This window comes from Micromonospora sp. LH3U1 (genome assembly GCF_028475105.1).
GTDB lineage: Bacteria > Actinomycetota > Actinomycetes > Mycobacteriales > Micromonosporaceae > Micromonospora.
In genome coordinates this window covers 1,455,551-1,482,469 of sequence record NZ_CP116936.1, presented here as the reverse complement: position 1 = coordinate 1,482,469, position 26,919 = coordinate 1,455,551, and the positions used below count along the sequence as shown (strand labels likewise).

Sequence of the window (26,919 nt, the reverse complement as noted above, 5' to 3'; positions counted from 1 at the left end):
TCCGGCCACCGCTAGGGTAACCGCCCGGCCGCAGGGCCGCTGTCGCCCGGCCCGGCCCGCCGACGCGGTCAACCCGATACCAACCCCGACTGGTACGCGAAGACGACGAGCTGGGCCCGGTCCCGGGCTCCCAGCTTGCCCATCGCCCGGCTGACATGGGTCCGCGCGGTCGCCGGGCTGACCACCAACCGTGCGGCGATCTCCTCGTTGTTCAGGCCCTCGCCGACCAGGCCGACGACCTGGCGCTCCCGGTCGGTCAGCGCGTCCAGACGGGGGTGCGGACGAAGCACCCGGGACGGCCGGGTGGCGAACTCCCGCACCACCCGGCGGGTCACCGACGGCGACAGCAGCGCCTCCCCCTCGGCGACCAGCCGGATCGCGCGCAGCAGCTCGGCCGGCCGGGTGTCCTTGGTGAGGAACCCGCTCGCGCCGTGCCGCAGCGCGTCGAAGACGTACTCGTCCAGCTCGAAGGTGGTGAGCACCACCACTCGCGTACCGGTCAGGTCCGGGTCCGCGACGATCCGTCGGGTCGCCTCGATGCCGTCGATGCCGGGCATCCGGATGTCCATCAGCACCACGTCCGGGCGTTCCCGACGCGCCAGCTCGACCGCCAGCAGCCCGTCGGCCGCCTCGCCGGCCAGCGCCAGGTCGTCCTCGCTCTCCACCAGCGCGCGCAGACCGAGCCGGACCAGGTCCTGGTCGTCGGCGATCAGCACCCGGATCACGCGACCGGCTCCACGGGCAGCCGGGCGTACACCCGGAACCCGCCGTCGGCCCGCGGCCCGATGGCCAACTGGCCACCCAGCGCGGTCACCCGCTCCCGCATCCCGGCCAGGCCGTGCCCGGCGGTCTCGTCGTCGGCCGAATCCAGCCCGCCCCGGGCGGCGAGGCTGCCCCGGTCGACGATCTCGACGGTCACGTCGTCGGCGCGGTAGTCGACGGTCACCTCGGCGCTGGCCACCTCGGCATGGCGCAGCACGTTGGTCAACGCCTCCTGCACCACCCGGTACGCGGCAAGGTCCACCAGCACCGGCAACTCTCGATGATCACCGGACACCCGCAGCTCCACGGCGAGCCCAGCCCCGGCGAGCCGATCTTGCAGCGCGGGAAGCCGGGCCAGACCGGGCACCGGCCCACGGTCCGCACCCCGCCGTACCGCGCCCAGGGTGACCCGCAGCTCGTCCAGCGCCTCCCGGCTGGTCCGACTGATCGCGGTCAGCGCGGTCTCCGCCTGCTCCGGCCGTTTCGGCAGCAGGTGCAGGGCGATCTCCGCCTGCATGCTGATCGCGGCCAGCCCGTGGCCCACCACGTCGTGCACCTCCTGCGCGATGCGCAACCGCTCCTCGTCGGCCTGACGCCGGGCCTGTTCGGCGCGACTACGGGCCTGCTCGACACGGTCACGGGCGGCAGCCTCCCGGTTGACCCGCACCACCACCCCCACCGCGAACGGTACGACCGCCCAGGCCGACGCGGGCAGCACTCCCGTCCACCCGGGGGCCGGGCCGCGGGAGAAGAAGACGTGCGGCAACAACAGGACGAACGCCCCGGCGGTGGCCAGCGCCGCCGGGCGCACCGGCAGCCGGGCGGCGACGGTGTACACCGCGATCAGGAACGTGAGCAGGATCGGCCCGTACGGGTACCCGAGCACCAGGTACGTCGAGATGGCCACGGCGACGGCGGCGAGGGTGGCGACCGGGGCGCGCCGCCGGGCCAGCAGGGCGAGCGCGGCGACCGCGATCAGCGCGCGGCAGGCGGCGTCCACCGGCCTCGACCCCGGCTGGTTGTTCCCGGCCAGGCCGGTGGCGAGCAGCCCGAACCCGAGCAGCACCAGGGCGAGCGCGACGTCTGCCGCCGCCCCCTGCCACCCCCGCTGTCCGCTGCGCCACATGGCCGTCATTCTGCCCGCGCCGACGCGCCCCGACGTCCGTCCACGAGCGTGACCGCACCTACGCCCCCAGACGTACCCCCACCCCCAACTCCCGCGATCTTGCACTTTGTGTCCCGGCGTAGCGCGCGAAAGCCGCATAATGGCGACACAAAGTGCAAGATCGACGCGTCAGACGGCGGCGAGGACTGCGGCCTCCAGGCGTGCTCGGGCCTCGTCGTCCGGCCAACCGCCCACCAGGTAGAAGGCGTCCACCACGTCGGCCCCGAGAGTGGAGATGCGGGCCGCGCGGACCAGGGCACCCGCGTCGTCGAGCGCGCAGGCGACCCGGTAGAGCAACCCGGCGGCGTCGGCGGCACGCAACTCCAGCAGCACCGCGTCGGTGGCCGCCTCGCGGTGCCAGACCACCCGGGGAGCAGCGCCGCCGCCACGGGCGGCGAGCGCACGGCCGCGTAGGCGCTGGGTGACCGACACATCACCGCCGACCGCCCGACGCAGGTCGGCGCGGAGCGGGACCGGGTCCGGCTCGAGGCCGTAGCGGGGTTGCACCCGGCACTCGACCAGGGCGCGGCCGTCCACCACCGAGGCATCCGCGGAGATCACTTCCAGTCGGTGCAGGGCCAGGCAGCCGGCAACCGTGGCGAGCAGGCCACGCCGGTCGGCCGCGGCGACCGACACCCGGTCCCCGGTCAGGTGGACGACCGGCAGTGGCCCGGCCAGCAGCGCCGGGTCCGGGGCGGGCGGTTCGGGCAGTACGCCGGTGTCCAGTGCGGTGCGGACCCGGGCGACGAGCTCGGCGACGAGTCGGCCCTTCCAGTCCGACCAGGCCGCCGGCCCGGTCGCCGCCGCGTCGGCGCGGACCAGCGCGTGCAGCACGTCGAGGGTGCCGGTGTCACCGACCGCCTCGGCCACCGAGGCAATGGTTACCGGGTCGGACAGGTCCCGGCGGGTGGCCACGTCGGGCAGCAGCAGATGCAACCGGACCAGCGTGCCGATCAACTCGACTTCGGCGGGCGGCAGACCGACCCGGGTCGCCACCGCCTGGGCCAGTGGCACCCCGACGGTGCTGTGATCACCGGTGAGGCCCTTGCCGATGTCGTGCAGGAGAGCACCGAGGAGCAGCAGGTCGGGGCGTTCCACCTCGCGGGCGTGCCGGCTGGCCTCGTGGGCGGTCTGCACGAGGTGCCGGTCGAGGGTGTAGCGGTGCACCGGGTTGTGCTGGGGCAGGCTGCGCAGCCGGGTCCACTCGGGCAGCCAGCCGTCGACCAGCCCGTACCGGTCGCAGGTCTCCCAGGCGGGCACCAGACCGGGACCGGCGCCGAGCAGGGTGGTCAGTGCGGCCCGGGCCTCGGCCGGCCAGGGCGCGGGCAGTGGCGGGCAGTAGGCCGCCAGCCACTCGCAGGTGGCCCGGGCGATCGGGAGTCGGGTCGTGGCCGCCGCGGCGGCCACCCGCAGCGAGAGGCTCGGGTCGGGGCGTGCCCCGATCGCCGTCCGGGCCAGCACGAGCTCGCCGTCGTGCTCGACCACGTCGCGGGCCACCGGGCGGCGCGCGGGGCGACCGTTGCCGCCTCGGGACCGGCCGGAGCGCAACCGGTCGGCGGCACGGAAGGCGTCGTCCAGAGCGTGGCTGACCGTGCGGGCATCACCGGCGACCCGGCGCAGGAGGGCGTCGCCGTCTTCTAGACCGAGCAGCGCGGCCACTCCGTCGCGCTCCTGGGCGACCAACCGGTCGATCCGCCGGCCGACCTGCTGGTGCAGGGCGTCGCGGGTGTCCAGCAGGCGTAGGTGGGCGGCGTGCACGGCCGGCCGCAGCGCGTCGGTGATGCCGGCGGCGGAGATCGCCCGCAGCAGACCCACGTCGCGCAGGCCACCGGCGGCCTCCTTGAGGTCGCCCTCCAGCAGGAACGCCAGCTCACCGTGCGCCTGCCAGCGGGCCTCGGTGACCTCCCGCAGGCCGGGCAGGTGACGTACGGCGGTGCGCCGCCAATGATCGGCGGCGGTGCGGATCAGCGCGTCGGCCAGCGCCTGGTCGCCCACGACAAGCCGGGCATCGAGCAGCCCGAGGGCGACCTTGACGTCGTCCTGGGCCACCGAGAGCGCCTCGGCGACGGTGCGTACCGAATGGTCGAGCCGTAGGCCCGCGTCCCAGATCGGGTACCAGATCGAGGCGGCCAACTCGTCCGTGCCCGGCACACCCGCGTGCAGCAGAACCAGATCGAGATCGCTGTACGGGGCGCACTGCCGCCGACCCAACCCCCCGACAGCCAGCAGTGCCACGCCCTCCCGAGCAGGCAACAACCCGCGCAAGAACGAGTCGTAAGCCGCAGCCCGCGACAACCGAGCCGCCTCCCCGATCCCCCCGGGAACGCCGACGACCTCGTTGATCAAGAGGTTCGCGTCGCCGTCAACGGCGTGTCCTGACGCGTTCTTCTTGATCAACGAGGTCATGTCAGTCGTCGAGGTCAGAGTGCGTCTAGGCCGCGCTCGCCGGTACGTACCCGGACGACCTCTTCGACACCGGTGACCCAGACCTTGCCGTCGCCGATCTTGCCCGTACGGGCTGCCCCGACGATGGCGTCCACGACCTTGTCGACGTCGATCTCGTCGGTGAGCACCTCAACCCGGATCTTGGGCAGGAACTCGACCGTGTACTCGGCACCCCGGTAGACCTCGGTGTGCCCCTTCTGCCGCCCGTACCCCTGAACCTCGCTGACGGTCAGCCCGGCCACCCCGAGGGCGTGCAGGGCCTCCTTCACCGCGTCCAGTTGGTACGGCTTGATGACCGCGGTCACCAGCTTCATGTCCAACCCCTCCATCCCAGGAACGTTAACCGGCGACCTTTTCGCTGACCGGCTCGGCGGAGTCCGCCTCCGGCTTGGCACCACCGCCACCGGGGGTGCCGATGCCGGCCATCGCGAACGCGCTGCCCGTGCCGCCGCCCGCCGGGGACAGGTCGTAGCTGCTCTCGGCGTGCTCGGCGATGTCGATGCCCTCGACCTCGTCCTCACCCTTGACGCGGAAGCCGATCGTCTTCTCGATGACGAAGGCGAGCACCCAGGCGACGCCGAACGACCATACGGTGACGACCAGGCCGGCAAGGGCCTGCCGCCCGAGCTGGGTGAGGCCGCCGCCGTAGAAGAGACCGTCGGAGGCACCCACCACGTCGCTGATCGCCGCGTTGACCGAGTTGGTGGCGAAGAGGCCGAGCCAGAGCGAGCCGATCCAGCCGCCGACGAAGTGCACGCCGACCACGTCGAGCGAATCGTCGTAGCCGAGCTTGTACTTGAGGCTGACGGCGAGCGCGCAGACGATGCCGGCGACGATGCCGAGCAGGACCGCGGCCCAGGGTGCGATGAAACCACAGGCCGGGGTGATGGCGACCAGGCCGGCAACCGCGCCGGACGAGGCACCGACCATGGTCGGCTTACGCGACTTGATCCACTCGACCGCGATCCAGCCGAGCACCGCCGCCGCCGTGGCGAGCTGGGTGTTGATGAAGGCGAGGCCGGCGACCGAGTCGACGGTCAACTCCGAGCCGGCGTTGAACCCGAACCAGCCGAACCACAGCAGACCCGCGCCGAGCGCGACCAGCGGGATGTTGTGCGGCTTCATGCCCTCACGCGGCCAACCGAGCCGCTTGCCGAGCACCAGGGCCACGGCCAGGGCCGCCGCACCGGCGTTGATGTGCACCGCGGTGCCACCGGCGAAGTCGAGCGCGTGGATGTCGGCGCCGATGAAGCCGCCGCCCCACACCCAGTGGGCGACCGGGAAGTAGACCAGGGTGGCCCAGCCGAAGGCGAACAGCAGCCAGCCGGCGAACTTGGCCCGGTCGGCGATGGCACCACTGATCAGCGCGACGGTGATCACCGCGAAGACCATCTGGAAGGCCATGAACACGTAGAGCGGAATCCCGATGCCGCTGGGGTTCTCCGCCGTGGCACCCCACAGGTCGGTCTCGGCGAGGAAGGTCTTGGTGCCGAGGTACGTGCCGGGGTCGCCCCAGAGTCCGTTCACGTCAGCCCCGAAGGCGACGCTGAATCCGTAGAACCACCACAGAATAGAGATGAGCCCGATGGCGGAGAAGCTCATCATCATCATGTTGAGTACGCCCTTGGCCCGGTTGAGGCCGCCGTAGAACAGCGCCAGTCCCGGGGTCATGAGCAGCACGAGCGCGGTCGAAACCAGCAGCCACGTGGTATTGGCGCCGTCGATCGTCGGTGCTTCAGGCACGCTGGCCTCCTAAAGGGTGAAGTCCTCCTTCGCGGCTTTCCGGGGCAGCGTCGCCCGTAGGCCGGTTGCGCGGAAGCTTCGCGGCCGGCTGTTTCACCCAGGGTCCCGTGCGGGTTTCCGTTGCGTGACGGGTTGTTTCGTACGTGTCACGAACTCCGCACAGTGAGCGGTATGGACAGGGGTGGATCGCCCAGATGGCGATGGTCGATGGCTGACCGGCCAGACCCATCGACCGGTGCGCTTGACGGGACCGGCCGAGCATCGACTGGTCCGCTCTCAGCGGAGGGCGTTCTCCAGGGCGTGCCGCTCGTAGTCGAGCAGCCGCAGGTCGCGCATCGGTCGGCGCAGGTGGCCCTTGTGCACGATCCGGACGAACGCCGGCTCACCGGCGGCGGCCATTCGACGGATCCCCTCCACGTGGTCCACGATCCGTTTGCGGATGGTCCGGATCAGCCGGTGCCGGTCCCGGGGGATCAGCCCGTACGCGTCGGCGAAGAGCCGTAGCCGGCGCGGCCGGTCCGGGTGCTTCCAACCCAGCGTGATCGAGTCCCGGTCCGCGAAGATCGGCACCCACGTCCAGGCCGCGTACGCCACGTCGTAGATCCGCGCTCCCGGCGAGGCGAGGTCGAAGTCGATCAGCCCGAGGGTGCCGTCCGGCCGCCAGATCACGTTGTGCGGCGCGGCGTCGTGGTGGCAGATCACCTCGGTGTCCGGTGGTGGGGGTCCGAACGAACGCCAGACCGCCCCCTGGGCCGGGGTGAAGCCGTACTGCGCGTCGTGGAACATCCGCAGCATGGTGGCGACGGTCACCAGCGCCTCGTCGGTCACCCAGTGCGGAGCGAGCGGATATTCTCCGCACTCCCCCTCCAGGTACGACAGCACCTCACGGTTGCGCTCGTCCATGCCGAGCGCCCGTGGGGCGCCGGTGAACCCGACGTACTCCAGGTGCCGCAGCAGGGCGTGCACGGACGGTGTCCACGGCCCGGCGTTGCGGCGGACCGTGTCACCGACGCGGACAACGGTGCTCACGTTGCCGCCGTGCAGCGGGATCTCCTGCGAAGTCACGTACGGTCTCCCGAGGCGCTGCGAAGGGTGGCCGGGCTCACGCCAGCCCGCGTACGCGCGGTTGTCACTGGTCACCCGAGACTACGCGTCCCGTCCGGTGGCCTCGGTCCCCAGCAACGCGTCAACGAACTGCGCCGGGTCGAACGGGGCCAGGTCATCCTTGCCTTCGCCGAGGCCGACCAGCTTCACGGGGATGCCGAGTTTGCGCTGCACGGCGATCACGATGCCGCCCTTGGCGGTGCCGTCGAGCTTGGTCAGCACCACGCCGGTCACGTTGACCACATCGGTGAAGACCCGGGCCTGTTCCAGGCCGTTCTGCCCTGTTGTGGCGTCCAGGATGAGCAGTGTCTCGTCGATCGGGCCCTGCTTCTCCACCACGCGCTTGACCTTGCCCAGCTCGTCCATCAGGCCGACCTTGTTCTGCAGGCGGCCGGCGGTGTCGATGAGCACGGTGTCCACGCCGGTGTCGATGCCGCGCTTGACCGCGTCGAAGGCGACGCTGGCCGGGTCAGCGGCCTCGGGCCCACGGACGGTTTCCGCACCGACGCGCGAGCCCCAGGTCTCCAGCTGGTCGGCGGCGGCGGCCCGGAAGGTGTCCGCGGCGCCGAGCAGCACCGTGCGGCCGTCGGCCACCAGCACCCGGGCGATCTTGCCGCAGGTGGTGGTCTTGCCGGCGCCGTTGACGCCGACGACCAGGACCACCGCCGGCACGCCGTCCTTCGGGGCGGTCCGCAACGACCGGTCCAGGCTCGGGTCGAGCGCGTTGACCAACTCGGCGGCGAGCAGTGCCCGCAGCTCGGAGGCCGAGCGGGTGCCGAGCACCTTGGTGCGCTCACGGAGCCGGTCGACGATGTCCCGGGTGGCGTCGACGCCGACGTCGGCGGTGATCAGGCTGTCCTCGATCTCCTCCCAGACGTCCTCGTCGAGGTGGTCGCGGGCGAGCAGACCGAGCAGGCCCTTGCCGAAGACGTTCTGCGAGCGGGACAACCGCGAGCGGAGCCGGACCAGCCGCCCGGCGGTCGGCTCGGGCACCTCCACGGCGGGCGCCTCGATCACCGGCGGCGGTTCGACCAGGACGCCGGTGGACAGATCGGACTCCGTTGCCTCGACCGGCGGGCCGGCGAGATCTTCCTCAGCCCTGGTGTCGACCTCGGTGCGTGGCAACGGAGGCTCGGGCCGCCGCCGCAATCGCGGCACGACCAGCCCGACTGTGCCGGCGATCAGCACACCGAGCAGGACCAATACGAGGACGAGATATTCGGCCATGCCGGAATCCTGTCAGATGCGGGCGGCGGCGTCCCAGCCACCGCACCCGGCCGGTGCCAGGAACCGGCGGTAGGCTCGGCCGCATGCCCGCCGCACACCTCCTCATCGGCCCACTCCTGCGGCGAGTGGTGGACACCCGGGCAACCATCTGGGTGGAGACGGCAGCGCCCGCCGTGGTCACCGTCCGCACCGCCAGCGGCGCCACCGGCACCGCACCCACCTTCTCGGCGTACGACCACCACTACGCCCTCGTCGTGGTGGAGGGGCTCACTCCGGACAGCGAGACCACCTACGAGGTGCTGGTCGACGACGAGTTGGTCTGGCCGGTGCCGAGCAGCGGCTTTCCGCCGAGCGTGATCCGCACCCGGGCGGCCGACGACCGGGACCAGCCGGTCAACCTGATCTTCGGCTCGTGCCGGGAGACCACCCAGCACGCCACCACCCGAAAGCTGCCGCCGGACGCGCTGGACGCGTACGCCCGGCGGTTGATGGCCGACCCGGAGTCGAACCCGCAGCCTGACCTGCTGGTGCTGCTCGGCGACCAGGTGTACGCCGACGTCACCTCGCCCACGGTGCGGCGGCTGCTGCGTCGGCGTCGTCGGCGTCCGAAGGGCGCCCCGGCCGACCAGGTGGTGAGTTTCGACGAGTACACCAAGCTCTACCTGGAGTCGTGGCGTGATCCGGAGATCCGCTGGCTGCTCTCCACCGTGCCGAGCGTGATGATCTTCGACGACCACGAGATCATCGACGACTGGAACACGTCGGCGGCGTGGCGTGCCGAGGTCCGCGAACAGCCGTGGTGGCAGGAGCGGATCGGCAGCGGGCTCGCCTCGTACTGGGTCTACCAGCACCTGGGCAACCTCTCCCCCGACGAGATCGCCGCCGACCCGGTCTTCGCCAAGGTCGCCGCCGCCGAGGACGCGACCAGCGTGTTGCGCGAGTTCGGGCACCGGGTCGACCAGGAGTCGGACCTTGCGCACGACACCGAACGTTGGCGGGCCGTGCAATATCAGTGGAGCTACGCCCTGGACCTGGGCCGGACCCGGCTGGTCATGCTGGACAACCGGTGCAGCCGGGTCCTGGAGCCGGGCCAACGGGCGATGTTGCCGCCGGGTGAGTGGTCCTGGTTCCTCGACCAGGCGCACGGGGTCTACGACCACCTGGTGGTCGGCGCCTCGCTGCCCTGGCTGTTGCCGCAGGGCATCCATCACATCGAGGCGTGGAACGAGAAGCTCGCCGAATCGCGCCGCCCGTGGGTCGCACGCGGGGCGGAGAAGCTGCGCCGCGCTCTGGACCTGGAGCACTGGGCGGCGTTCCGGCGCTCCTTCGAGGGACTCGCGGAGACCTTCGCCCGGATCGGCACCGGCACCCCGCGGCAGTCTGGCGCGCGGGTCGGCGCCGGTCCGGCGTACGCCCCGCCAGCGTCGATCAGTGTGCTCTCCGGGGACGTGCACCACTCGTACGTGGCCCGGGCCCGGTTCGCCGACCCGGCGGTGGTCACTCCCGTGCACCAGCTCACCTGCTCGCCGATCCACAACCAGGTGCCGGCCGGTATCCGTCCGCTGATGCGGCTGGGCTGGTCGCCAGGTCCGGCTGGCGCCACTCGGGCGCTGGCTCGCTCCGCGGGGGTACGCCGTCCGGGGTTGCGCTGGCGCAAGCTGGCCGGCCCCTACTTCGGCAACGCGGTCGCCACCCTGACCCACGAGGGGCGCGGGGCGGACGTGACCATCGAGGGCACCACCAAGGACGGCCACCTACGCCCGGTGATGCGACGCCGACTCTCGGGCACCGGTCAACCGACCTCGCCGTAGTCTCTACGCCGTGGATGAGCACCTGCCGGAACCAATCCGGGCGGTCGAGCACGAGTTGACCGCTCTGCTGCGTCGTGGGCGGGCGGTTTCCTGGGAGATCGCCCGGGAGGTACACCCGAACCTTGAGCCGAACACCTACGGGTTGTTGCTCTGGTTGCGACGCAGCGGCTCGATCCGGTTGACCGAGTTGGCGGCGCGGCTCGGTGTGGGCAAGGGGACGCTGAGCCGGCAGATCAACGGGTTGGAAGCGCTCGGTCTGGTCCGCCGCGACCCCGATCCGAGCGATCGGCGGGCCGCGAAGATCAGGTTCACCGAGGAGGGCCAGCGCCGGTTCGATGCCGCCCGGTCGGCACGGGTGGGAGAGTTTCTGCGGACCCTGAACGACTGGCCGGCCCGGGACGTCGAGGAGTTCGCCCGGCTTCTCGGCCGGTTCAACGACACCCGGAAGTGACCCCCGCCGACCTGGAATGTTCCTCCCCTCCGACAAGTTGTTGCTTTGGGCAACCAAAACCTATGGTTGCCTCAGGCAACTCTCAGGCGATCGCCGCTCAGCGGCTCCGCCGGTCCACCTCGACTCCACCCGGAGGCAGCAACGATGAGCCAGGCGACAGCGCCCACCCGGGCGACCGGCGTCGACATGACCCACCGGCAGATTCTGCAGGCCCTCTCCGGCCTGCTGCTGGGCATGTTCGTCGCGATCCTCTCCTCCACGGTCGTCTCGAACGCGCTGCCGCGGATCATCACCGAACTGCGTGGCGGTCAGTCCGCGTACACCTGGGTGGTCACCTCGGCCCTGCTCGCGACCACCGCGACCACCCCCATCTGGGGCAAGCTCGCCGACCTGACCAGCAAGAAACTCCTGGTCCAGATCTCCCTGGGGATCTACGTACTGGGTTCGGTGCTGGCCGGTGCCGCGCAGGGCACCAGTGAGCTGATCGCCTGCCGGGTACTCCAGGGCATCGGCGCCGGCGGTCTCACCGCGCTGGCCCAGGTGATCATGGCGACCATGATCACTCCGCGCGAGCGGGGCCGCTACAGCGGCTACCTCGGTGCCGTGATGGCCGTCGGCACCATCGGCGGCCCGCTGATCGGCGGCGTGATCGTGGACACCTCCTGGCTCGGCTGGCGCTGGTGCTTCTACGTCGGTGTGCCGTTCGCCATCGCCGCGCTGGTCGTGCTCCAGAAGACCCTGCACCTGCCGGTCGTGAAGCGGAAGGCGCAGATCGACTGGTGGGGCGCCACCCTGATCACCGCGGCCGTCTCGCTGCTGCTGATCTGGGTCTCGCTCGCCGGCGGCCAGTTCGCCTGGGCCTCCTGGCAGAGCGCCGTCATGGTGGTCGGCGCCCTGGTGCTCGCCGCGCTGGCGATCCGGGTGGAGACCCGGGCCGCCGAGCCGATGATCCCGCCCCGGCTGTTCCGCAACCGCACCATCACCCTGGCCGTCGTCGCCAGCATCGCTGTCGGCGTGGGCATGTTCGGCGCCTCGGTCTTCCTCGGCCAGTACTTCCAGATCAGCCGCGGCCAGAGCCCGACCATGTCCGGCCTGATGACCCTCCCGATGATCCTCGGCCTGCTGGTGTCCTCGACGCTGAGCGGCCGGATCATCACCCGTACCGGCCGCTGGAAGCGGTTCCTGGTGATCGGTACGGCGCTGCTCACCGCCGGCTTCGCACTGATGGGCACGCTCCGGGCCGACACCAGCTTCACCCTGCTCAGCGTCTACATGGCGCTGGTCGGCATCGGCCTGGGCATGACCATGCAGAACCTGGTCCTCGCCGTACAGAACACCGTCGGCACGCACGAGCTCGGCGTGGCCAGTTCGACGGTGGCGTTCTTCCGCAGCCTGGGCGGCGCGATCGGCGTCTCCGTGCTCGGCGCGGTGCTCGCCCACAAGGTCACGGGTTACACCTCAGAGGGCCTGGCCCGGCTCGGCATCCCCGCGTCCAGCTCGGGCAGCGGTGGTGTCCTGCCCGACGTGCACACCCTGCCCGGCCCGCTACGGGCGGTGGTGGAGAGCGCGTACGGTCACGGCGCTGGTGACATCTTCCTGGCCGCCGCCCCCTTCGCGCTGATCGCGCTGATCGCGGTGAGCTTCATCAAGGAGGTGCCGCTGCGGCAGCACAACGGCAACCCGGTTTCCGGCGAGGTCGAGCGGGAATCGAACGTCGCTGCCGGCGCTGGCGCAGCCATGGTCCGTACCGGCGAGCAGAGGTGAGGTAGCACCATGAGCGTGGGAGCACCGGACCGCGAGGAGTTCGGCCCCAGGACCCGTCCGCTGCCCTTCGAAAGGGGCACGGACGGCCCTCGGGTGATCATGGTCGGCGTGGACGGCACCCGCACCTCCGAGCGGGCCGGCTCGTACGCCGCCGGCCTGGCCCGCCGGCAGGGCGCCTCCCTCGTGGTGGTCTTCGTCAGCTCGGCGAGCGGGCTGACCGCCCTGGTGCCCGGGATGGACGCCGGCGCGGTGCAGCGGACCCACGACGAGCTGGCCGACGAGCTGCGCCGGGAGTGCCGGCGCGGGGCCGAGGAGTTGGGCCTGCGGGTGACCTTCCTGTGCCGGCGCGGCGACGCGTACGCCGAGCTGCGCACGGCGGCGGACGAGTTCCAGGCCGACATGGTGGTGGTGGGCGCCTCCGAGCAGGCCGGTCACCGGCTGGTCGGGTCGGTCGCCACCCGTCTGGTCCGCGCCGGCCGCTGGCCCGTCGTCGTGGTGCCCTGAAAAAACCCGGTCGCGACTGTCGTACCCACATCGCAGGATGACCCGATGACGACATGGAGAGCACCGGAGATCGACCGCAGCCACGAGCCCCTGGTCGCTGATGAGCGCACCATGCTGGACGGCTGGCTCGATTACCACCGCGACACCCTGCTGCACAAGTGCGCCGGTCTGACCGCCGAGCAGTTGCGCACGGCAAGCGTCGAGCCCTCCGGCCTGAGCCTTCTCGGGTTGGTCCTGCACATGACCGACGTCGAGCGCTCCTGGTTCCGCCAGCGCTTCGCCGGCCAGGACCTGCCCGACCTCTTTGACTACGCCACCGACAACGACGCCGACTTCCACGCTGCGGCGGGCGCCGACGCGGAGGCCGCCTTCGCCGCCTTCCGAGCCGAGGTCGAAGCGGCACGGGCGGCGACCGAGGGACGGTCCCTGGACGAGACGTTCCTGCTGACCCGCAGCGACGGGACCCGCACCTTCAGCCTGCGCTGGGCGTACGTCCACATGATCGAGGAGTACGCCCGGCACAACGGTCACGCCGACCTGATCCGGGAACGCATCGACGGCGTCACCGGCGACTGACCGGCGCTCAGTAGTTCAGGGCCGCCCGCAGGTAGCGGAGGTCGGCGTGGCCGCCCCACCGGTGCGCCGACAGCCCTGCGGACCGGGCGCCCCGCACGGCCCAGTCCTCGTCATCGACGAACAGGACCCGGGCCGGTGGGGTGGCCAGGGCCACGCAGGCGGCCTGGAAATATTCCGGGGCGGGCTTGTGCACCCCGAGCGTCGACGAGTTGACCACCACGTCCAGCTCGCCGACCAGGCCCAGGGCGGCCAGGTCGGCGTCGAGCAGGTCGGTGGCGTTGGTGCCCAGACCGACCTTGATCCCGGCGGCGCGCACCTCCCGGACGAAGTCGAGCACCTCGGTGTCCACCTCGCCCCGGTAGCGCTGCCACTGCTCCACCGCCGCCCGGGCCTGGTCCGGGCCACCGGCCGGCTCGGCGAGCGCGTCGGACACGCTGCTCACCCAGTCGGCGTGGCTGACCTGGCCGGTGAGCACCGGCTGCAGCCGACCCCACTGCATCGCGATCTCGGTGAGCACTCCGTCGGCGAGGCCGTACTCCCGCTCCACCCCGGCGGCCACCGCCGGGTCGAACCGGCGCAGTACGCCGTCCAGATCCAGCAGGAGCGCCGTCGCGCGTTCCCGAGCCACTACCCGTTCTCCTCGCCGCGGCCGTGCCGCTGGTCGTCCTCGTCGGCCCGGTTGAGCCGTTGACTGATCACCTGGGTGACCCCGCTGCGCATCGTCACTCCGTAGAGCGCGTCGGCGATCTCCATCGTCCGCTTCTGGTGCGTGATGACGATCAGCTGACTCTTCTCCCGCAACTGTGCCAGCAACGTGATCAGCCGGCCCAGGTTCACGTCGTCCAGGGCCGCCTCCACCTCGTCCATGATGTAGAACGGGCTGGGCCGGGCGCGGAAGATCGCCACCAGCATGGCCACCGCGGTCAGCGACCGCTCGCCACCGGAGAGCAGCGACAGCCGCTTGATCTTCTTGCCCGGCGGGCGGGCCTCCACCTCGACTCCGGTGGTGAGCAGGTCATCCGGGTCGGTGAGGATCAGCCGGCCCTCGCCTCCGGGGAAGAGCACGGTGAAGACCTGTTCGAACTCCCGCGCGGTGTCCTCGAATGCGCTGGCGAAGACCTCCAGGATCCGCTCGTCCACGTCCTTCACCACGGTGAGCAGGTCCCGACGGGTGGCCTTGAGGTCCTCCAACTGCTCGGAGAGGAACTTGAAGCGCTCCTCCAGCGCGGCGAACTCCTCCAGCGCGAGCGGGTTGACCTTGCCGAGCAGGGCCAGTTCGCGTTCCGCCTTGGCGGCCCGCTTCTCCTGCACCGGCCGCTCGTAGCGCACGGGCTCGGGCACGGGCAGGCCGTCGCGTTCGGCCGCCGCGACGTCGACCTGGGTGGGAGGGACGGGCTGGGTGGGGCCGTACTCGGCGACCAGGGTCTCCACGTCCAACCCGAAGTCCTCGGCGGCCTTCGCCTCCAACTGCTCGATGCGCAGCCGTTGCTCGGCGCGGGCTACCTCGTCGCGGTGCACCTGGCTGGTCAGCCGCTCCAGCTCCGCACCGAGACGCTTGGCTGCCCCGCGTACCTCCTGCAGCTCTGCCTCACGCGCGGCGCGTTCCAGGGCGACCGCGTCGCGGTGCTCCTCGGCCGTCGCGATCGAGGTGGTGAGCCGGGTGAGCGCCTCTCGGGCGCCACCGGCGACGGCCCGGGCGATGCCCGCGCCCCGGGTGCGCGCGGCCCGCCGGGCCGCGGCGCGTTCCCGGGCGGCCCGCTCCGCGCTGGCCTGCCGAGCCAGCGAGTCGGCTCGGCCGGCGATCGAGGAGACACGCTCCTCGGCGGTACGCACGGCGAGCCGAACCTCCATCTCGTTCTGCCGCGCCTGCGGCACCATCGCGGCGAGTTGGTCCCGCTCCTCGGCGGAGGGCTCGGCGTCGACCGGGGTCTCCTCGGCCAGCCGCAGCCGCTCCTCCAACTCGTCGAGCGTGGTGAGGTCCCGCTGGCGGGCCGCCTCGGCGCGGGCTCGGGACTCACCGAGGCGGTCGGTCTCCGCCTTCGCGGAGCGGGCCGCCGCACCCAGCTCGGCCAGGCGGCGGGCGGCGGCGTTGCGGTGGCTCTCCGCCTCGCGCTTCTCGGCGGCGGCGTGCTGCACGGTCTCCTTGGCGGCAGCCACCTCGGCGCGCGCCTCGACGAGCTGGTCCCGCAGCTCCGCGCCGGAGCGCTCGGCGACGAGCCGGTTGGTGCGGGCCTCCTCGACGGCCGCCTGCACCTCGATGTAACTCTGGGCCTTGGCCGAGCCGCCCGCCGCCGCGTACGCCCCGACCACGTCACCGTCCGGGGTGACCGCCCGCAGCTCAGGATTACTGGCGACCAACTCGGCCGCAGCGGCCAGATCGTCGACGAGCGCCACGTCCCGCAATGCCCGGTGCACCGCCGGACGCAGCTCGGCGCTGCACTCCACCAGGTCTGGGGCCCACCGGGCCTCGTCGGGCAACTTCGGGCGCAGCGCGTCGGCGGAGCCGGTCATGCCAGGTCCCGCCGGGCTGCCGACGAGCAGGCCGGCCCGGCCGGCGTCGGAGATCTTCAGCAGCCGCATCGCCTCGACGGCCTCGTCCACCCCGCTGACGGCGACCGCGTCGGCGAGGCCGCCGAGCGCGGCGGCCAGCGCGGCCTCGTGGCCCGGCGCGACGGTGAGCAGCCCGGCGAGGCTGCCGAGCAGGCCGGGCACGTCGCCGGCACGGGCGAGCAACGCCCCCGCGCCATCCTTGCGCCGCAGACCCAGCGCGAGCGCCTCCTCCCGCGCCTTCCAGGTGGCGGCGTCCTTCTCCGCCGCCCGCTCGGCGTCGGCCAGCGATCGCACGGTGGCCTGCGCCCGCTCCTGCACGGCGACCGCCTCGGCGTGCCGGGCGTCCAGGTCCGCGTTGTCCCGGTCGGCCTCGGTGGACTGGGCAGCGACCGCGTCCAGGTCAGCCTGCGCCTGCTCGGCGCGGCCCAGCGCGTCGGCGTGTGCGACGGCGAGCCGTTCGATCTCCTCGCTGGCGCTGGTGGTCCGGGTCCGGGCCGAGTTGACCTGGCCGGTGAGCCGGGCCATCCCCTCCCGCCGGTCCGCGATGGCCTTGGCCGCGGCGACCAACTCCCGCTCGGCGGCGGCGAGCTGCCGCTCCAGCTCCTGACGGTGCTCGACCGCCTCGGCCAGCCGGATCTGGTCGTCGGTGAGCGCCCCGCGCAGCTCCTCCTCCTGCTCACGAACCCGTTCCGCCTCGGCTTCCAGCTGCTCCGGGTCCCGGCCGGGCCGCTCGTCGTCGCCGCTGGCGCTGAGGTGCCGCAGCCGCTCCCGGGCCAACTGCTCGATCGAGCGGAAGCGCTCTTGCAGGGCGGACAGCTTGTACCAGGTGTCCTGGGCAGCGGCGAGCAGCGGCGCGTCCTCGGCCAGCGCCGCTTCCAGCTCACCGAGCCGGCCCTGCACCTCGGCGTGCTCGCCCTCGAACTGCTCACGCCGCTCCCGCAGTGCCGTCTCGTCGGCGATCTCCCGGTCGAGGGTGTTCCGCAGGGTGGCCAGGTCGTCGGCGAGCAGGCGCAGCCGGGCGTCACGCAGGTTGGCCTGGATGGCGGCGGCGCGGCGGGCCACCTCCGCCTGCCGGCCCAGCGGCTTGAGCTGGCGGCGCAGTTCGGCCGTCAGGTCGGTCAAGCGATTGAGATTCACTTGCATCGCATCGAGCTTGCGCAGGGCCTTTTCCTTGCGCTTGCGGTGCTTGAGGACGCCGGCCGCCTCCTCGATGAACGCCCGGCGGTCCTCCGGCTTGGCGTGCAGCATGCCGTCGAGGCGGCCCTGCCCGACGATGATGTGCATCTCCCGGCCGATGCCGGAGTCGGACAGCAGTTCCTGGATGTCGAGCAACCGGCAGGAGTTGCCGTTGATCTCGTACTCGCTCTCGCCGGAGCGGAACATCCGGCGGGTGATGGAGACCTCGGTGTACTCGATCGGCAGCGCGCCGTCGGTGTTGTCGATGGTGAGGGTGACCTCGGCGCGTCCCAGCGGCGCCCGGCCGGCGGTGCCGGCGAAGATGACGTCCTCCATCTTGCCGCCGCGCAGCGCCTTGGCGCCCTGCTCGCCGAGAACCCAGGCGATGGCGTCGACGACGTTGGACTTGCCCGAGCCGTTCGGGCCCACCACGCAGGTGATCCCGGGCTCCAGCTTCAACGTCGTGGCGGAGGCGAAGGATTTGAACCCTCTCACCGTCAGGCTCTTGAGATACACCTTCTCGATCCTCGTCCGGTGGCCGCCGTACCGTCGCCGGCTGTGGGGACCTGGGTGAACTCGCAGACTAACCCGGTGGTGGGAACGGGCCGGCACGCGACCCGCCCCGGGTCGCGTACGTCGAGGGCGCGAGACGCGACCGCACTGGTGTTCTGCCGGCCGCGACAAACACAAGCGTCGTTCATGATCGGCTATCGGTCGGCGCGCTATTCGGATACCGCAGACAGGGTTCCCGCGCGACCGAAAGCAAGATCATGAATCGTCGGCGCCGAAAGGGGGCCGGACAGTGTTGCGCGCCGGCACAGACGTGTCGGCGCGCATTTTTGCGATGGTGCGATTCAGTTTTTTGATACGGAGATCAGGTCAGCGCCGGCTCGGCCAGACGGAGAAGATCGTCCGCCTCCGCCGCAGCCGCCGCGAGCCGATCATTGTCGGCACGCAGACGCGTGATCTCGAACTCCAGTGCCTGAACCCTGGCACGCAGTCGGGTGACCTCGTCGAGCAGACGCCGGTCGGGCGCTGCACCTACGTGGCCGTAGAGGGCCTTCGCCATGCTGACTCCTTGATATGCGCTGCCGGAAAGGCCGGCCAACGCGCGCCCATTTGTACGCGGCTGTCATTCCAGGCTGTATCTGGGCATGACCGGGCGCGACTGGCGACACCTATATATTGAGCCGCAAACCCCTCCTTCGTCAAGTTCTCGCAGGCCGTAGATCATCTCCACGTCGACCTGTCCACTTGTCGGGGGGCTGCCTCAAGGCACGGACACGCTCTGTCCGGACACCTTTACTCTACGCCCGGATCCGCGGAAGTCCGCACCCTCGCGTCCGACTTCCCCTTAACTCTTCCTTAGCCACATTGCCGCACGTCGCGGACGCGCCGTAGCGTCACCCCGGCCCGCAACCGACCCAGTGGAGGCATAGGCGTGTACGGCTGGAGCGACCCGATGGACCCGAACGGCGCCCCCCGGCGCGCCGAGCGGCCGACCGACGAGCCGAACTGGCTGCACGACCGCCCGGAGCCCCGCTCGGCCTACCTGTTCGGTGACGAACCCGACCAGCCCGGCGACGAGTGGCACCGGGAGCAGCCCACCGGCCCGCAGTCGAACCCGACAGGTCCTGCCGGGTCGACCGACGCCCACACCGCCGCCTGGCCGGCCCACCAGCCGGACGGCGAGACCGGCATCCGGGGAAACAGCCACCCGGTCGAGAACACCACCGGCGGCTGGCACACCGACGCCGACCCGGCGACCACCGGCGGCTGGCACACCGACGCTGACGCTGACCCGGAGACGACCGAGGGCTGGCACGCCGGTGCCGGCGTCACCGGCCGAACCGGCGATGGTCGGCACCGCTCCCCGCGCCGCTGGCGCCGGCCCCTGATGATCGGCGGCGCCGCCGCGGCGGCCACTCTCGTGGTGAGCTTCGGCGTCGGCGCGCTCGCCCTCCCCGGCGGTGACCAGGGGACCGGTCAGCCGACGGCCGTCGACGACACCTTCGCCGCGTCGGCGGTGCCGACCGAACAGCCGGCCCTCGACACCCTCGCCGCTCCCTCCCCGTCCGCCACGCCCACCCCGGCGCAGCCCAGCCCATCGCCGAGCAAGGTGGTCAAGCCCACCCCGACGCCATCGCGGACCACCGCCGCGTCGCGACGCAGCGTCGAGCGCAGCAAAGCGCCGAGCACGACCGGCGGCTCCAGCGGCTCCAGCGGCACCGTCAGCGCCCAGGCCCGCGAGGTGGTGAACCTGGTCAACGCCGAGCGAGCCAAGGCCGGCTGCAAGGCGCTGGGCATCGACGACAAGCTGATGACCGCCGCCCAGCGGCACAGCCAGGACCAGGCCGACCACCAGAACATGTCGCACACCGGCAGCGACGGCAGCAACAGCGGCGTCCGGCTGGACCGCGTCGGCTACGCCTGGCGCACGTACGGCGAGAACGTGGCCTGGAACCAGAAGACCCCGGCTGCGGTGATGGACGCCTGGATGAACAGCTCCGGCCACCGGGCCAACATCCTGAACTGCGCGTTCACCGAGATCGGCGTCGGCATCGCCAGCAGCAACGGACCGTACTGGACGCAGGTCTTCGCGGCGCCGCGCTGACCGCGCGTCGTGCACGCCCCCGCGCTCGTTGACCCGGTGAGGTACGTCGGGCCGGAGCGTGGGGGCGGCGTACCGGTGAGGGCGGCGACGGGCCGTCCGGGACCCGGGAGCTGCCGATGCGGAACCGGCCGCGGAGACGCGCCGCCGTACGCCCACTGCGCCGCGTCCTGTCTGCCGGCGTCGCACTCGTCCTGGTGGTACCGGCGTACGGGTGCCGAGCCGAGCTGACCCCGCCCGGCGCGCCCACCGCGTGGCCGGCCGCCCAGGCTCGCCACTGGCAGTGGCAGTGGCAGCTCAGCGGCCCCCTCGACGCGGCGACAGACGCGGACGTCTTCCTGCTCGACCCGGTGGCCACCACCGCCGCGCAGACCGCCGAGCTGCGCTCCCGGGACCGCCGGCTGATCTGCCAGGTGCACGTCGGGTCGATCCGCGCCGCCGACCCGGACGCCAGCCGGATCCCGGCCGTCGTACAGGGCTCGGCCGGGCGCCGCCCCGACAGCCGGTGGCTGGACGTCCGGGGCTGGGACGCGCTCGAGCCGGTGCTGGCCGACCGGTTCCGGCTCTGCCGGGGCAAGGGCTTCGGCGCGGTCGCGTTCGCCGACGCCGACGGGTACGCGTCTCGCACCGGCTTCCCGCTCGACTTCGACGACCAGCTGCTGTTCAACCGCCGGCTGGCCCAGCTGGCCCGCTCCCTGAGCCTCTCCCCCGGGCTGCTCAACGATGTGCCGCAGCTCGCCGCGCTGGCCCCGGACTTCGACTTCGCGGTCAACGAGGAGTGCGTCCGGCTGAACCAGTGCGCCAAGCTGCTGCCGTTCGCCGACGACGGCAAGCCGGTCTTCCACGTCGAGTACACCGGGTCGACCGACGACTTCTGCGTGACCACCGTCGGCTACGGCTTCGCGTCGATCCGCAAGGACCGCACGTTGAATGCGTGGCGACAAGCCTGCCCCCTCCCCTAACCCCCGCCTCCCCGTCCCCGCCTCCCCGCCCTCCCCGCGCCTCCCCGCGTCCCCCGCCTCCCCCGCCTCCTCCGCGTCCCCCGCGTCCCCCGCCTCCTCCGCGTCCCCCGCCTCCTCCGCGTCCCCCGCGTCCCCCGCCTCCTCCGCGTCCCCCGCGTCCCCCGCCTCCTCCGCGTTCCCCGCGTCCCCCGCCTCCTCCGCGTCCCCCGCGTCCCCCGCCTCCTCCGCGTCCCCCGCGTCCCCCGCCTCCTCCGCGTCCCCCGCGTCCCCCGCCTCCTCCGCGTCCCCCGCGTCCCCCGCCTCCTCCGCGTCGATCTAGGGAAAATCATCGTGGATGGAGATCCACTAGCGACGATTTCCCCTAGATCGACGCGGAGGTTGGGCGCGGGCGGGGCGCGCGGACGGCGCGGGCGGGGCGCGCGGGCGGGGCGCGCGGACGGCGCGGGCGGGGCGCGCGGGCGGGGCGCGCGGACGGCGCGGGCGGGGCGCGCGGGCGGGGCGCGCGGGCGGGGCGCGCGGGCGGGGTGCGCGGGGTGCGCGGGCGGCGGGGTTGGGGGCTTGGGTCAGGGCACTGACACCAGCTCCGGGGCGGGGGCGGGCGGATCGGTGGGGGCGGGTGTCGGGCGGGGGCGCAGGAAGCGCGGGGCCCACCAGTTGGCGTCGCCGAGCAGGGTCATCAGCGCCGGCAGCACCACACCCCGGATGATCGTGGCATCCAACAGGATCGCCGCTGCCAGGCCGATGCCGAGTTGCTTCATGTCGATCGTGCTCAGCGTGGCGAAGATCGAGAAGACGCCGACCATCACGATCGCCGCGCTGGTCACCACCCCGGCCGACGAGGTGATCCCGTACGACACGGCGTCGCGGTTGGGCATGCCGGCCCGGATCCCCTCGCGGATCCGACTGACCACGAAGACGTGGTAGTCCATCGAGAGGCCGAAGAGCACCACGAAGAGGAACAGCGGCAGCCAGGACACGATCGCGCCCATCGACGTGAAGCCGAGCGGCCCCTGGGCCCACTCGCCCTGGAAGACCAGCACCAGCAGCCCGTACGCGGCACCGGCGGAGAGCAGGTTCAGCGCGATCGAGCTCGCCGCGATCACCACCGACCGGAAGGTGAGCACCATGACCAGGAAGGTCAGCACCAGCACGAAGCCCATCACCAGCGGCAACTTGTCGCGGACGTGGGACGCGTAGTCCGCACTGTCGGCCACGCTGCCGCCGACCGCGTACTCGATGCCGGGGATGCCGCGCAGCTCGGCCGGGACCAGGTCCCCGCGCAGCTTCTCCAGCGACTGCACCGACCGGTCGTCCCGACTGGCGTACGGGGTGGGGACGTCCAACACCGACACCCGCCGGTCGGCCGACACCTCGATCTTGGGGCCGTCCGCCTCGGCCGGGGCGAACAACGGATCGCCGGCGGCCCGGGTGGACAGGTCGGTGAGGGCGGCGCGCACCCGCTCGGCCTGCTCGGCCGGCGCCTGGACGGCCACCACGTGATTGGTGCCGGTGCTCGGGAAGGCAACGGTGAGCCGGTCGTACGCCTGCATGGCCGGGGTGGTGCGCGGCAGGTCCTCCATGCCGGGGAACTTCAACTTCATGCCGAGCGCGGGCGCGGCCAGCGCGAGCAGCAGCCCGACCGAGACGACCAGCGTGGCCACCGGGGCGCGCAGCGCGGGTCGGAGCACCGCCGGCCAGAGCCGGGGCGAGCGTGGGCCGCCGTGCCGGCCGGTGCGCGGCGCGGTCAGCCGCCAGAGCAGCGGCACCCGCGGCCGGTCGACCCAGCGGCCGAGCTTCGCCAGCAGGGCGGGCAGCACGGTCAGCGAACCGGTCACCGCGACGGCGACCACGAGGATCGAGCCGACCGCCAGGGACGAGAAGACCACGTCGCCGGCGAGCAGCAGCCCGGCCATCGAGATCATCACCGCGAGGCCGGAGACCACCACGGCGTGTCCGGACGTCTCCGCGGCGATCTCCACCGCGTCGAGGCCGGATCGGCCCTTGGCGCGTTCTTCCCGCTCCCGACGGATGTAGAACAGCGAGTAGTCGACCCCGACCGCCATGCCGATCAGCAGGATCACCGGGGCCGTGGTGTCGGTGGCCGGCACCAGGTGCGAGGCGAGGGTGGACAGACCCATCGCGGCGGCGACCGAGGACAACGCCAGCAGCACCGGCACGCTGGCCGCGATCAGTGCGCCGAACGCGAGGATCAGGATCGCCAGGGTGACCGGCAGGCTGAGCAGTTCGGCGCGCTTGAAGTCCTTGCCCAGGGTGTCGTCGAGGGCCTGGCCGATCGACGGTCCGCCGACCTGTTCGACGCGCAGCTGCGGGTGCGCGGCCTGCACGTTGGCGGTGACGTCGCGCAACGGCTGCACCCGGTCCGAGGCGGTCTCCGGGTCGCCGGACATGGTGACCGGCAGCAGCAGCGCCGAGCCGTCCCGGGCGGTGACCGGCTGGCCCACCTCGGCGACCCCGGCGACCGTACGCAGTCGGGCCGCCGCGTCGTCGGCCGCCGCCTTCGCCGCCGCCTGGTCCAACGAACCGCCGCGGGAGGTGATGAGGACGTTGTCCACGGCCGGGTCGTTGAAGTCGCCGGCGTCCACGATGAGGCTGGCGCGCCCCGCCTCGCCGATCGCCTGGTCGCCGCTGGTGGCCTCGTTGAGGCCGGCGGCGTTGCCGCCCACGAAGCACACCGCCACGAACACGGCCCACAGTGCGATCGCCCGCCACGGGTGCTCGGCGCTCCACCGCGCCAGCCGCACCGTCACCGGTCTTGTCCCCATCTCGGGTCCCCCTGTCACGTCAACCCCCTGTCAACGGTGCTGACGTTAGGTGCGTGACGAGACGGTCACATCGGGGATCCGCCCCGGCCCTCCCCGGAATCGCCGCATCGGGCGCGGGGGGTCCGTTCGGCGGGCATCAACCCCCATTCGGACGTACGCCGGGGGTCCAGCCCGGAGCGGCTGGCCGCGACCCGCCGGCACCGACCCGGAGCCGACTCCGGGTCATCCCCGAAGGGAACCCCGGGGCCGGGGCTGACAGCGCGGGCAGCTGTACGAGGACCGGTTCATGAACGCCTCGCGGCGGATCGGCGCGCCGCACCGACGGCACGGCTCGCCCTCGCGGCCGTAGGCGTTCAGCGCCCGGTCGAAGTAGCCGCTCTCCCCGTTGACGTTGACGTAGAGGGCATCGAAGCTGGTTCCGCCCACCCTGATCGCCTCGGCGAGCACGTCACGGACGTGGCCGAGCAGGCGCTGCGCGGCCGGGCCGGTCAGCGCGTCGGTGGGTCGGCCGCCATGCAGCCCGGCGCGCCAGAGCGCCTCGTCGGCGTAGATGTTGCCCACCCCGGAGATCAGGGTCTGGTCGAGCAGGGCCCGCTTCACCTCGGTGTGCCGGCCTCGCAGCGCGGCGACGAACGCCGCGTCGGAGAACTCCGGGTCCATCGGGTCGCGGGCGATGTGCGCGATTTCGTCCGGCAGCTCGGCACCGCCCTCACTCACCGACAACCCGCCGAATGTGCGCTGGTCGACGAAGCGCAACTCCGGCCCGTCGTCGGCGAACCGGAACCGGACCCGCAGATGGGTCTCGTCCGGGGTGCCGGGTGGTTGGAGCAGCAGCTGACCGGACATACCGAGGTGCCCGATGATCGCGTCGCCGCTGTCCAGCGGCAGCCACAGGTACTTGCCGCGACGGCGGACGTCCAGCACGGTCCGACCGGCGAGCACGTCGGCGAAGTGCACGCCGCCCGGGACGTGCCGGCGAACCGCGCGCGGGTGCCGGACCTCGACCGAGGTGATCCGGCGGCCGACGACCCACTGCGCCAGCCCCTGCCGGACGGTCTCCACCTCGGGTAGCTCAGGCACGCCGCAACCCCGTCTCGTGGCCGTCGGCACCCCCGGCCGGCAGGGCCTGCGCCAGGTGGTCGGCCTGCTCGGCCTCGGCCGCCCGCTCGGCACGCTCCAGCGGCCCGAACGGATCATCCCGGTCGGCCGCACCGTCCCGGTCGGTCGCACCGTCCCGGTCGGTCCGCCCGTCCTGGCGGTCGTCGCCGCTCGGGCTGGTCTGGCCGGCGTCCGCGGCCCGCCCGTTCTGCTCGGCGAGCGTCCGCCAGGCAGCCTCGGCGGCCCGCTGCTCGGCCTCCTTCTTGCTGCGCCCCTCGGCGCCGCCGTACCGGTTGCCGGCCACCACGACCCAGGCGGTGAACGTCTTGAGATGGTCGGGGCCGGTGCCCTCGATCCGGTACTCCGGGACGCCGAGCCCGAGCGCCGCCGTCAGCTCCTGCAGGCTGGTCTTCCAGTCCAGTGCGGCGCCCCGACCAGCCGACTCGGCCATCAGCGGGTCGAAGAGCCGGTGGATGACGATCCCCGTGGTGTCCAACCCGTACTGGAGGTAGATCGCGCCGAGCAGCGCCTCGAGCGTGTCGGCGAGGATGCTCGCCTTGTCCCGGCCACCGGTGGTCTCCTCGCCCTTGCCGAGCAGCAGGTACGCGCCGAGGCCGTCCGGGCCCAGGCCACGGGCCACGTCGGCGAGCGCCCGCATGTTGACCACGCTGGCGCGCAGCTTGGCCAACTGCCCCTCGGGCAGGTCCGGGTGGTTGTGGAAGAGCGCCGTGGTGATCACCACGCCGAGCACCGAGTCGCCGAGGAACTCCAGCCGCTCGTTGGTGGGCAGCCCGCCGTTCTCGTACGCGTACGAGCGGTGGGTCAGCGCGCGCTGCAGCAGCTCGGGTTCCAGGCTCACGCCGAACGCGGCTTCCAGGTGACCGACGGACGCCCGCCGCCGCTTGTCGTTGCTCATGATGTGCGTACCTCGGTGTCGGTGGAACGGTCGGTGCGGTCCGTCGCGGCGTTGCCGTCCAGCAACGCGGAGACCAGATCGGTGGCGCGCCGCCGCCACAGGTGAGCGGCGAGGGCTATGCCGGAGGCGACGTCGGCGGCAAGGGCGGAACCGTGACAGACGACCACGGTCCCCGCAACGCCCAGCAGGGCGGCCGCGCGGGGCGCGCCGCCCTCGGCGGGTGGGCCGCCAGCCATCGCGTACGCGCCCTCGATGGCCTTGAGCAGCACGTTACCGGTGAAGCCGTCGGTGACGACCACATCGGCGCGCCCGCCGTGGGTCACGTCGTACCCCTCGACCAGGCCGACGTAGCGCGCCCCACCGGGCAGCGGCTCGACGGCGAGCAACGGGTCGGTGGCCCGGCGGACCCGGTCGCCCTTGCCGGCCTCGGTGCCGACCGAGAGCAGCCCGACGCGCGGCGCGGCGATCGAGTGCGCCACCTCGGCGTACGCGGCGCCGAGCACGGCGTGGCGGGCGAGAGTGGCCGGGCGGGGTTCCAGGGAGCCGCCAACGTCGAGCAGGACGACCGGCCCGGCTACGGCGGGCAGGGTGGCGACCAGGGCGGGTTGGCGGATCTCCGGCCAGCGGCCGAGGCCGAGTACGGCGGCGGTGACGGTGGCACCGGTGGCACCGGCGGAGACGAGGGCGTCGGCGGTCCCGTCGCGGACGGCGGTGACCGCTGCCCGGACGGTGCTCTCCGCGCGGGCGGCGCTGGGGTAATCGGCCATGCCGACGACATCGCGAACGGGCCGCACCGTGATCCGGGCGCGTTGCGCCGGATCCAGGGCAGCGATCAACTCGTCGGCGACCTCGGTCGGGCCGACGAGGAGCAGGTGCAGGTCAGGGTCGGCGCGCATGGCCCGCAGAGCGCCGTCAACCACGACGGCGGGAGCGTCGTCCCCGCCGAGGAGGTCAACGGCGATCCGCGCGGTGCCCGGCTCCACCGGAACGCCGGCCGGAGTGGGCCGGACGGCGTCGGAAGGAGCCGGAGCACCGGGCGAATGCCAGGGTCCGCGCGCCGCCCGACCTGAGGTCGGGGGCGTCACTGGGCGTCCAGGTCAGACCTCGAGAACCTGGCGGCCGTTGTAGGTGCCGCAGACGGAGCAGGCGGCGTGCGGCAGCTTCGGGGACTTGCACTGCGGGCACGCGACGGTCGCGACCACGGTCGCCTTCCAGTTCGCCCGGCGGGACCGGGTGTTGCTGCGCGACATCTTGCGCTTCGGGACGGCCAC

General features: G+C 72.5%; 21 protein-coding genes and 1 pseudogene. 7 read left to right on the top strand and 15 right to left on the bottom strand.

Translation table 11 applies throughout. From position 1 onward, the window contains the following. Window positions 1-68 precede the first annotated feature (68 nt). The 7 genes from PCA76_RS06910 to ftsY all read right to left on the bottom strand — a co-directional run bounded on the left by PCA76_RS06910 (window position 69) and on the right by ftsY (window position 8,446). Window positions 69-725 (bottom strand): response regulator transcription factor, encoded by a 657-nt coding sequence (locus tag PCA76_RS06910; protein WP_272616114.1) that lies wholly within the window; start codon window positions 723-725, stop codon window positions 69-71. Next, window positions 722-1,888 (bottom strand): sensor histidine kinase, encoded by a 1,167-nt coding sequence (locus PCA76_RS06905; protein WP_272616113.1) that lies wholly within the window; start codon window positions 1,886-1,888, stop codon window positions 722-724. Before PCA76_RS06905 ends, PCA76_RS06910 begins: the two co-directional genes overlap by 4 nt. 168 nt (window positions 1,889-2,056) lie before the next feature. Next, entirely contained in the window at window positions 2,057-4,333 is a 2,277-nt protein-coding gene (locus PCA76_RS06900) for a [protein-PII] uridylyltransferase (RefSeq protein WP_272616112.1), read from the bottom strand. 14 nt (window positions 4,334-4,347) lie between these two features. After that, window positions 4,348-4,686, bottom strand: a complete 339-nt coding sequence (locus tag PCA76_RS06895; RefSeq protein WP_172862163.1) for a P-II family nitrogen regulator — start codon at window positions 4,684-4,686, stop codon at window positions 4,348-4,350. Between the two features lie 25 nt (window positions 4,687-4,711). Then, window positions 4,712-6,115: an ammonium transporter gene (locus tag PCA76_RS06890; protein ID WP_272616111.1), complete on the bottom strand. Its 1,404-nt coding sequence runs from the start codon at window positions 6,113-6,115 to the stop codon at window positions 4,712-4,714. A 276-nt stretch (window positions 6,116-6,391) separates the two neighbouring features. After that, window positions 6,392-7,255: an aminoglycoside phosphotransferase family protein gene (locus tag PCA76_RS06885; protein ID WP_272616110.1), complete on the bottom strand. Its 864-nt coding sequence runs from the start codon at window positions 7,253-7,255 to the stop codon at window positions 6,392-6,394. Between the two features lie 6 nt (window positions 7,256-7,261). Continuing rightward, the gene (gene ftsY / locus PCA76_RS06880) at window positions 7,262-8,446 is read right to left on the bottom strand and encodes a signal recognition particle-docking protein FtsY (protein ID WP_272616109.1); all 1,185 of its coding nucleotides are present in this window, start codon (window positions 8,444-8,446) and stop codon (window positions 7,262-7,264) included. Between the two features lie 83 nt (window positions 8,447-8,529). Here ftsY and PCA76_RS06875 point away from each other — a divergent pair, with 83 nt between their 5' ends. The 5 genes from PCA76_RS06875 (at window position 8,530) to PCA76_RS06855 (ending at window position 13,552) form a co-directional block, all read left to right on the top strand. Then, window positions 8,530-10,257, top strand: coding sequence for an alkaline phosphatase D family protein (locus PCA76_RS06875; RefSeq protein ID WP_272616108.1), 1,728 nt, complete (start codon window positions 8,530-8,532; stop codon window positions 10,255-10,257). A 10-nt stretch (window positions 10,258-10,267) separates the two neighbouring features. After that, complete coding sequence (locus PCA76_RS06870) at window positions 10,268-10,708, top strand: MarR family winged helix-turn-helix transcriptional regulator (RefSeq protein ID WP_272616107.1); 441 nt, start codon at window positions 10,268-10,270, stop codon at window positions 10,706-10,708. Between the two features lie 144 nt (window positions 10,709-10,852). Continuing rightward, on the top strand, window positions 10,853-12,472 hold the full coding sequence (locus PCA76_RS06865; protein WP_272616106.1) for an MDR family MFS transporter: 1,620 nt from the start codon (window positions 10,853-10,855) through the stop codon (window positions 12,470-12,472). Between the two features lie 9 nt (window positions 12,473-12,481). Then, window positions 12,482-12,976: a universal stress protein gene (locus tag PCA76_RS06860; RefSeq protein ID WP_272616105.1), complete on the top strand. Its 495-nt coding sequence runs from the start codon at window positions 12,482-12,484 to the stop codon at window positions 12,974-12,976. A gap of 45 nt (window positions 12,977-13,021) precedes the next feature. Then, window positions 13,022-13,552, top strand: coding sequence for a DinB family protein (locus tag PCA76_RS06855; protein ID WP_272616104.1), 531 nt, complete (start codon window positions 13,022-13,024; stop codon window positions 13,550-13,552). A 7-nt stretch (window positions 13,553-13,559) separates the two neighbouring features. On the opposite strand, the gene PCA76_RS06850 is transcribed toward PCA76_RS06855, so the two are convergent. From PCA76_RS06850 to PCA76_RS06840, 3 genes are all read right to left on the bottom strand, one after another. Further along, window positions 13,560-14,180: an HAD family hydrolase gene (locus PCA76_RS06850; protein WP_272616102.1), complete on the bottom strand. Its 621-nt coding sequence runs from the start codon at window positions 14,178-14,180 to the stop codon at window positions 13,560-13,562. Further along, complete coding sequence (gene smc / locus PCA76_RS06845; protein WP_272616101.1) at window positions 14,180-17,794, bottom strand: chromosome segregation protein SMC; 3,615 nt, start codon at window positions 17,792-17,794, stop codon at window positions 14,180-14,182. Before smc ends, PCA76_RS06850 begins: the two co-directional genes overlap by 1 nt. Before the next feature lie 358 nt (window positions 17,795-18,152). Continuing rightward, window positions 18,153-18,347, bottom strand: a complete 195-nt coding sequence (locus PCA76_RS06840; RefSeq protein ID WP_007456482.1) for a hypothetical protein — start codon at window positions 18,345-18,347, stop codon at window positions 18,153-18,155. Between the two features lie 372 nt (window positions 18,348-18,719). Here PCA76_RS06840 and PCA76_RS06835 point away from each other — a divergent pair, with 372 nt between their 5' ends. Both PCA76_RS06835 and PCA76_RS06830 read left to right on the top strand, forming a co-directional pair. Beyond that, a complete protein-coding gene (locus PCA76_RS06835) occupies window positions 18,720-19,892 on the top strand; it encodes a CAP domain-containing protein (protein ID WP_272616093.1) in 1,173 nt (390 codons plus the stop codon). A 116-nt stretch (window positions 19,893-20,008) separates the two neighbouring features. Continuing rightward, entirely contained in the window at window positions 20,009-20,851 is an 843-nt protein-coding gene (locus PCA76_RS06830) for an endo alpha-1,4 polygalactosaminidase (protein ID WP_272616092.1), read from the top strand. Window positions 20,852-21,414: 563 nt separating this feature from the next. Here the strand turns inward: PCA76_RS06830 and PCA76_RS06825 are convergent. From PCA76_RS06825 to rpmF, 5 genes and pseudogenes are all read right to left on the bottom strand, one after another. Next, window positions 21,415-23,634: an MMPL family transporter gene (locus tag PCA76_RS06825; protein WP_272616090.1), complete on the bottom strand. Its 2,220-nt coding sequence runs from the start codon at window positions 23,632-23,634 to the stop codon at window positions 21,415-21,417. Between the two features lie 222 nt (window positions 23,635-23,856). Then, complete coding sequence (gene mutM / locus PCA76_RS06820; protein ID WP_272616088.1) at window positions 23,857-24,714, bottom strand: bifunctional DNA-formamidopyrimidine glycosylase/DNA-(apurinic or apyrimidinic site) lyase; 858 nt, start codon at window positions 24,712-24,714, stop codon at window positions 23,857-23,859. Window positions 24,715-24,940: 226 nt separating this feature from the next. After that, a pseudogene (gene rnc, locus PCA76_RS06815) lies at window positions 24,941-25,648 on the bottom strand (ribonuclease III); the annotation flags it as partial. Further along, complete coding sequence (locus tag PCA76_RS06810) at window positions 25,645-26,631, bottom strand: phosphate acyltransferase PlsX (protein WP_272616087.1); 987 nt, start codon at window positions 26,629-26,631, stop codon at window positions 25,645-25,647. The pseudogene rnc and the gene PCA76_RS06810, both read right to left, overlap by 4 nt. Before the next feature lie 114 nt (window positions 26,632-26,745). Then, the gene (rpmF, locus tag PCA76_RS06805; RefSeq protein ID WP_030335284.1) at window positions 26,746-26,919 is read right to left on the bottom strand and encodes a 50S ribosomal protein L32; all 174 of its coding nucleotides are present in this window, start codon (window positions 26,917-26,919) and stop codon (window positions 26,746-26,748) included.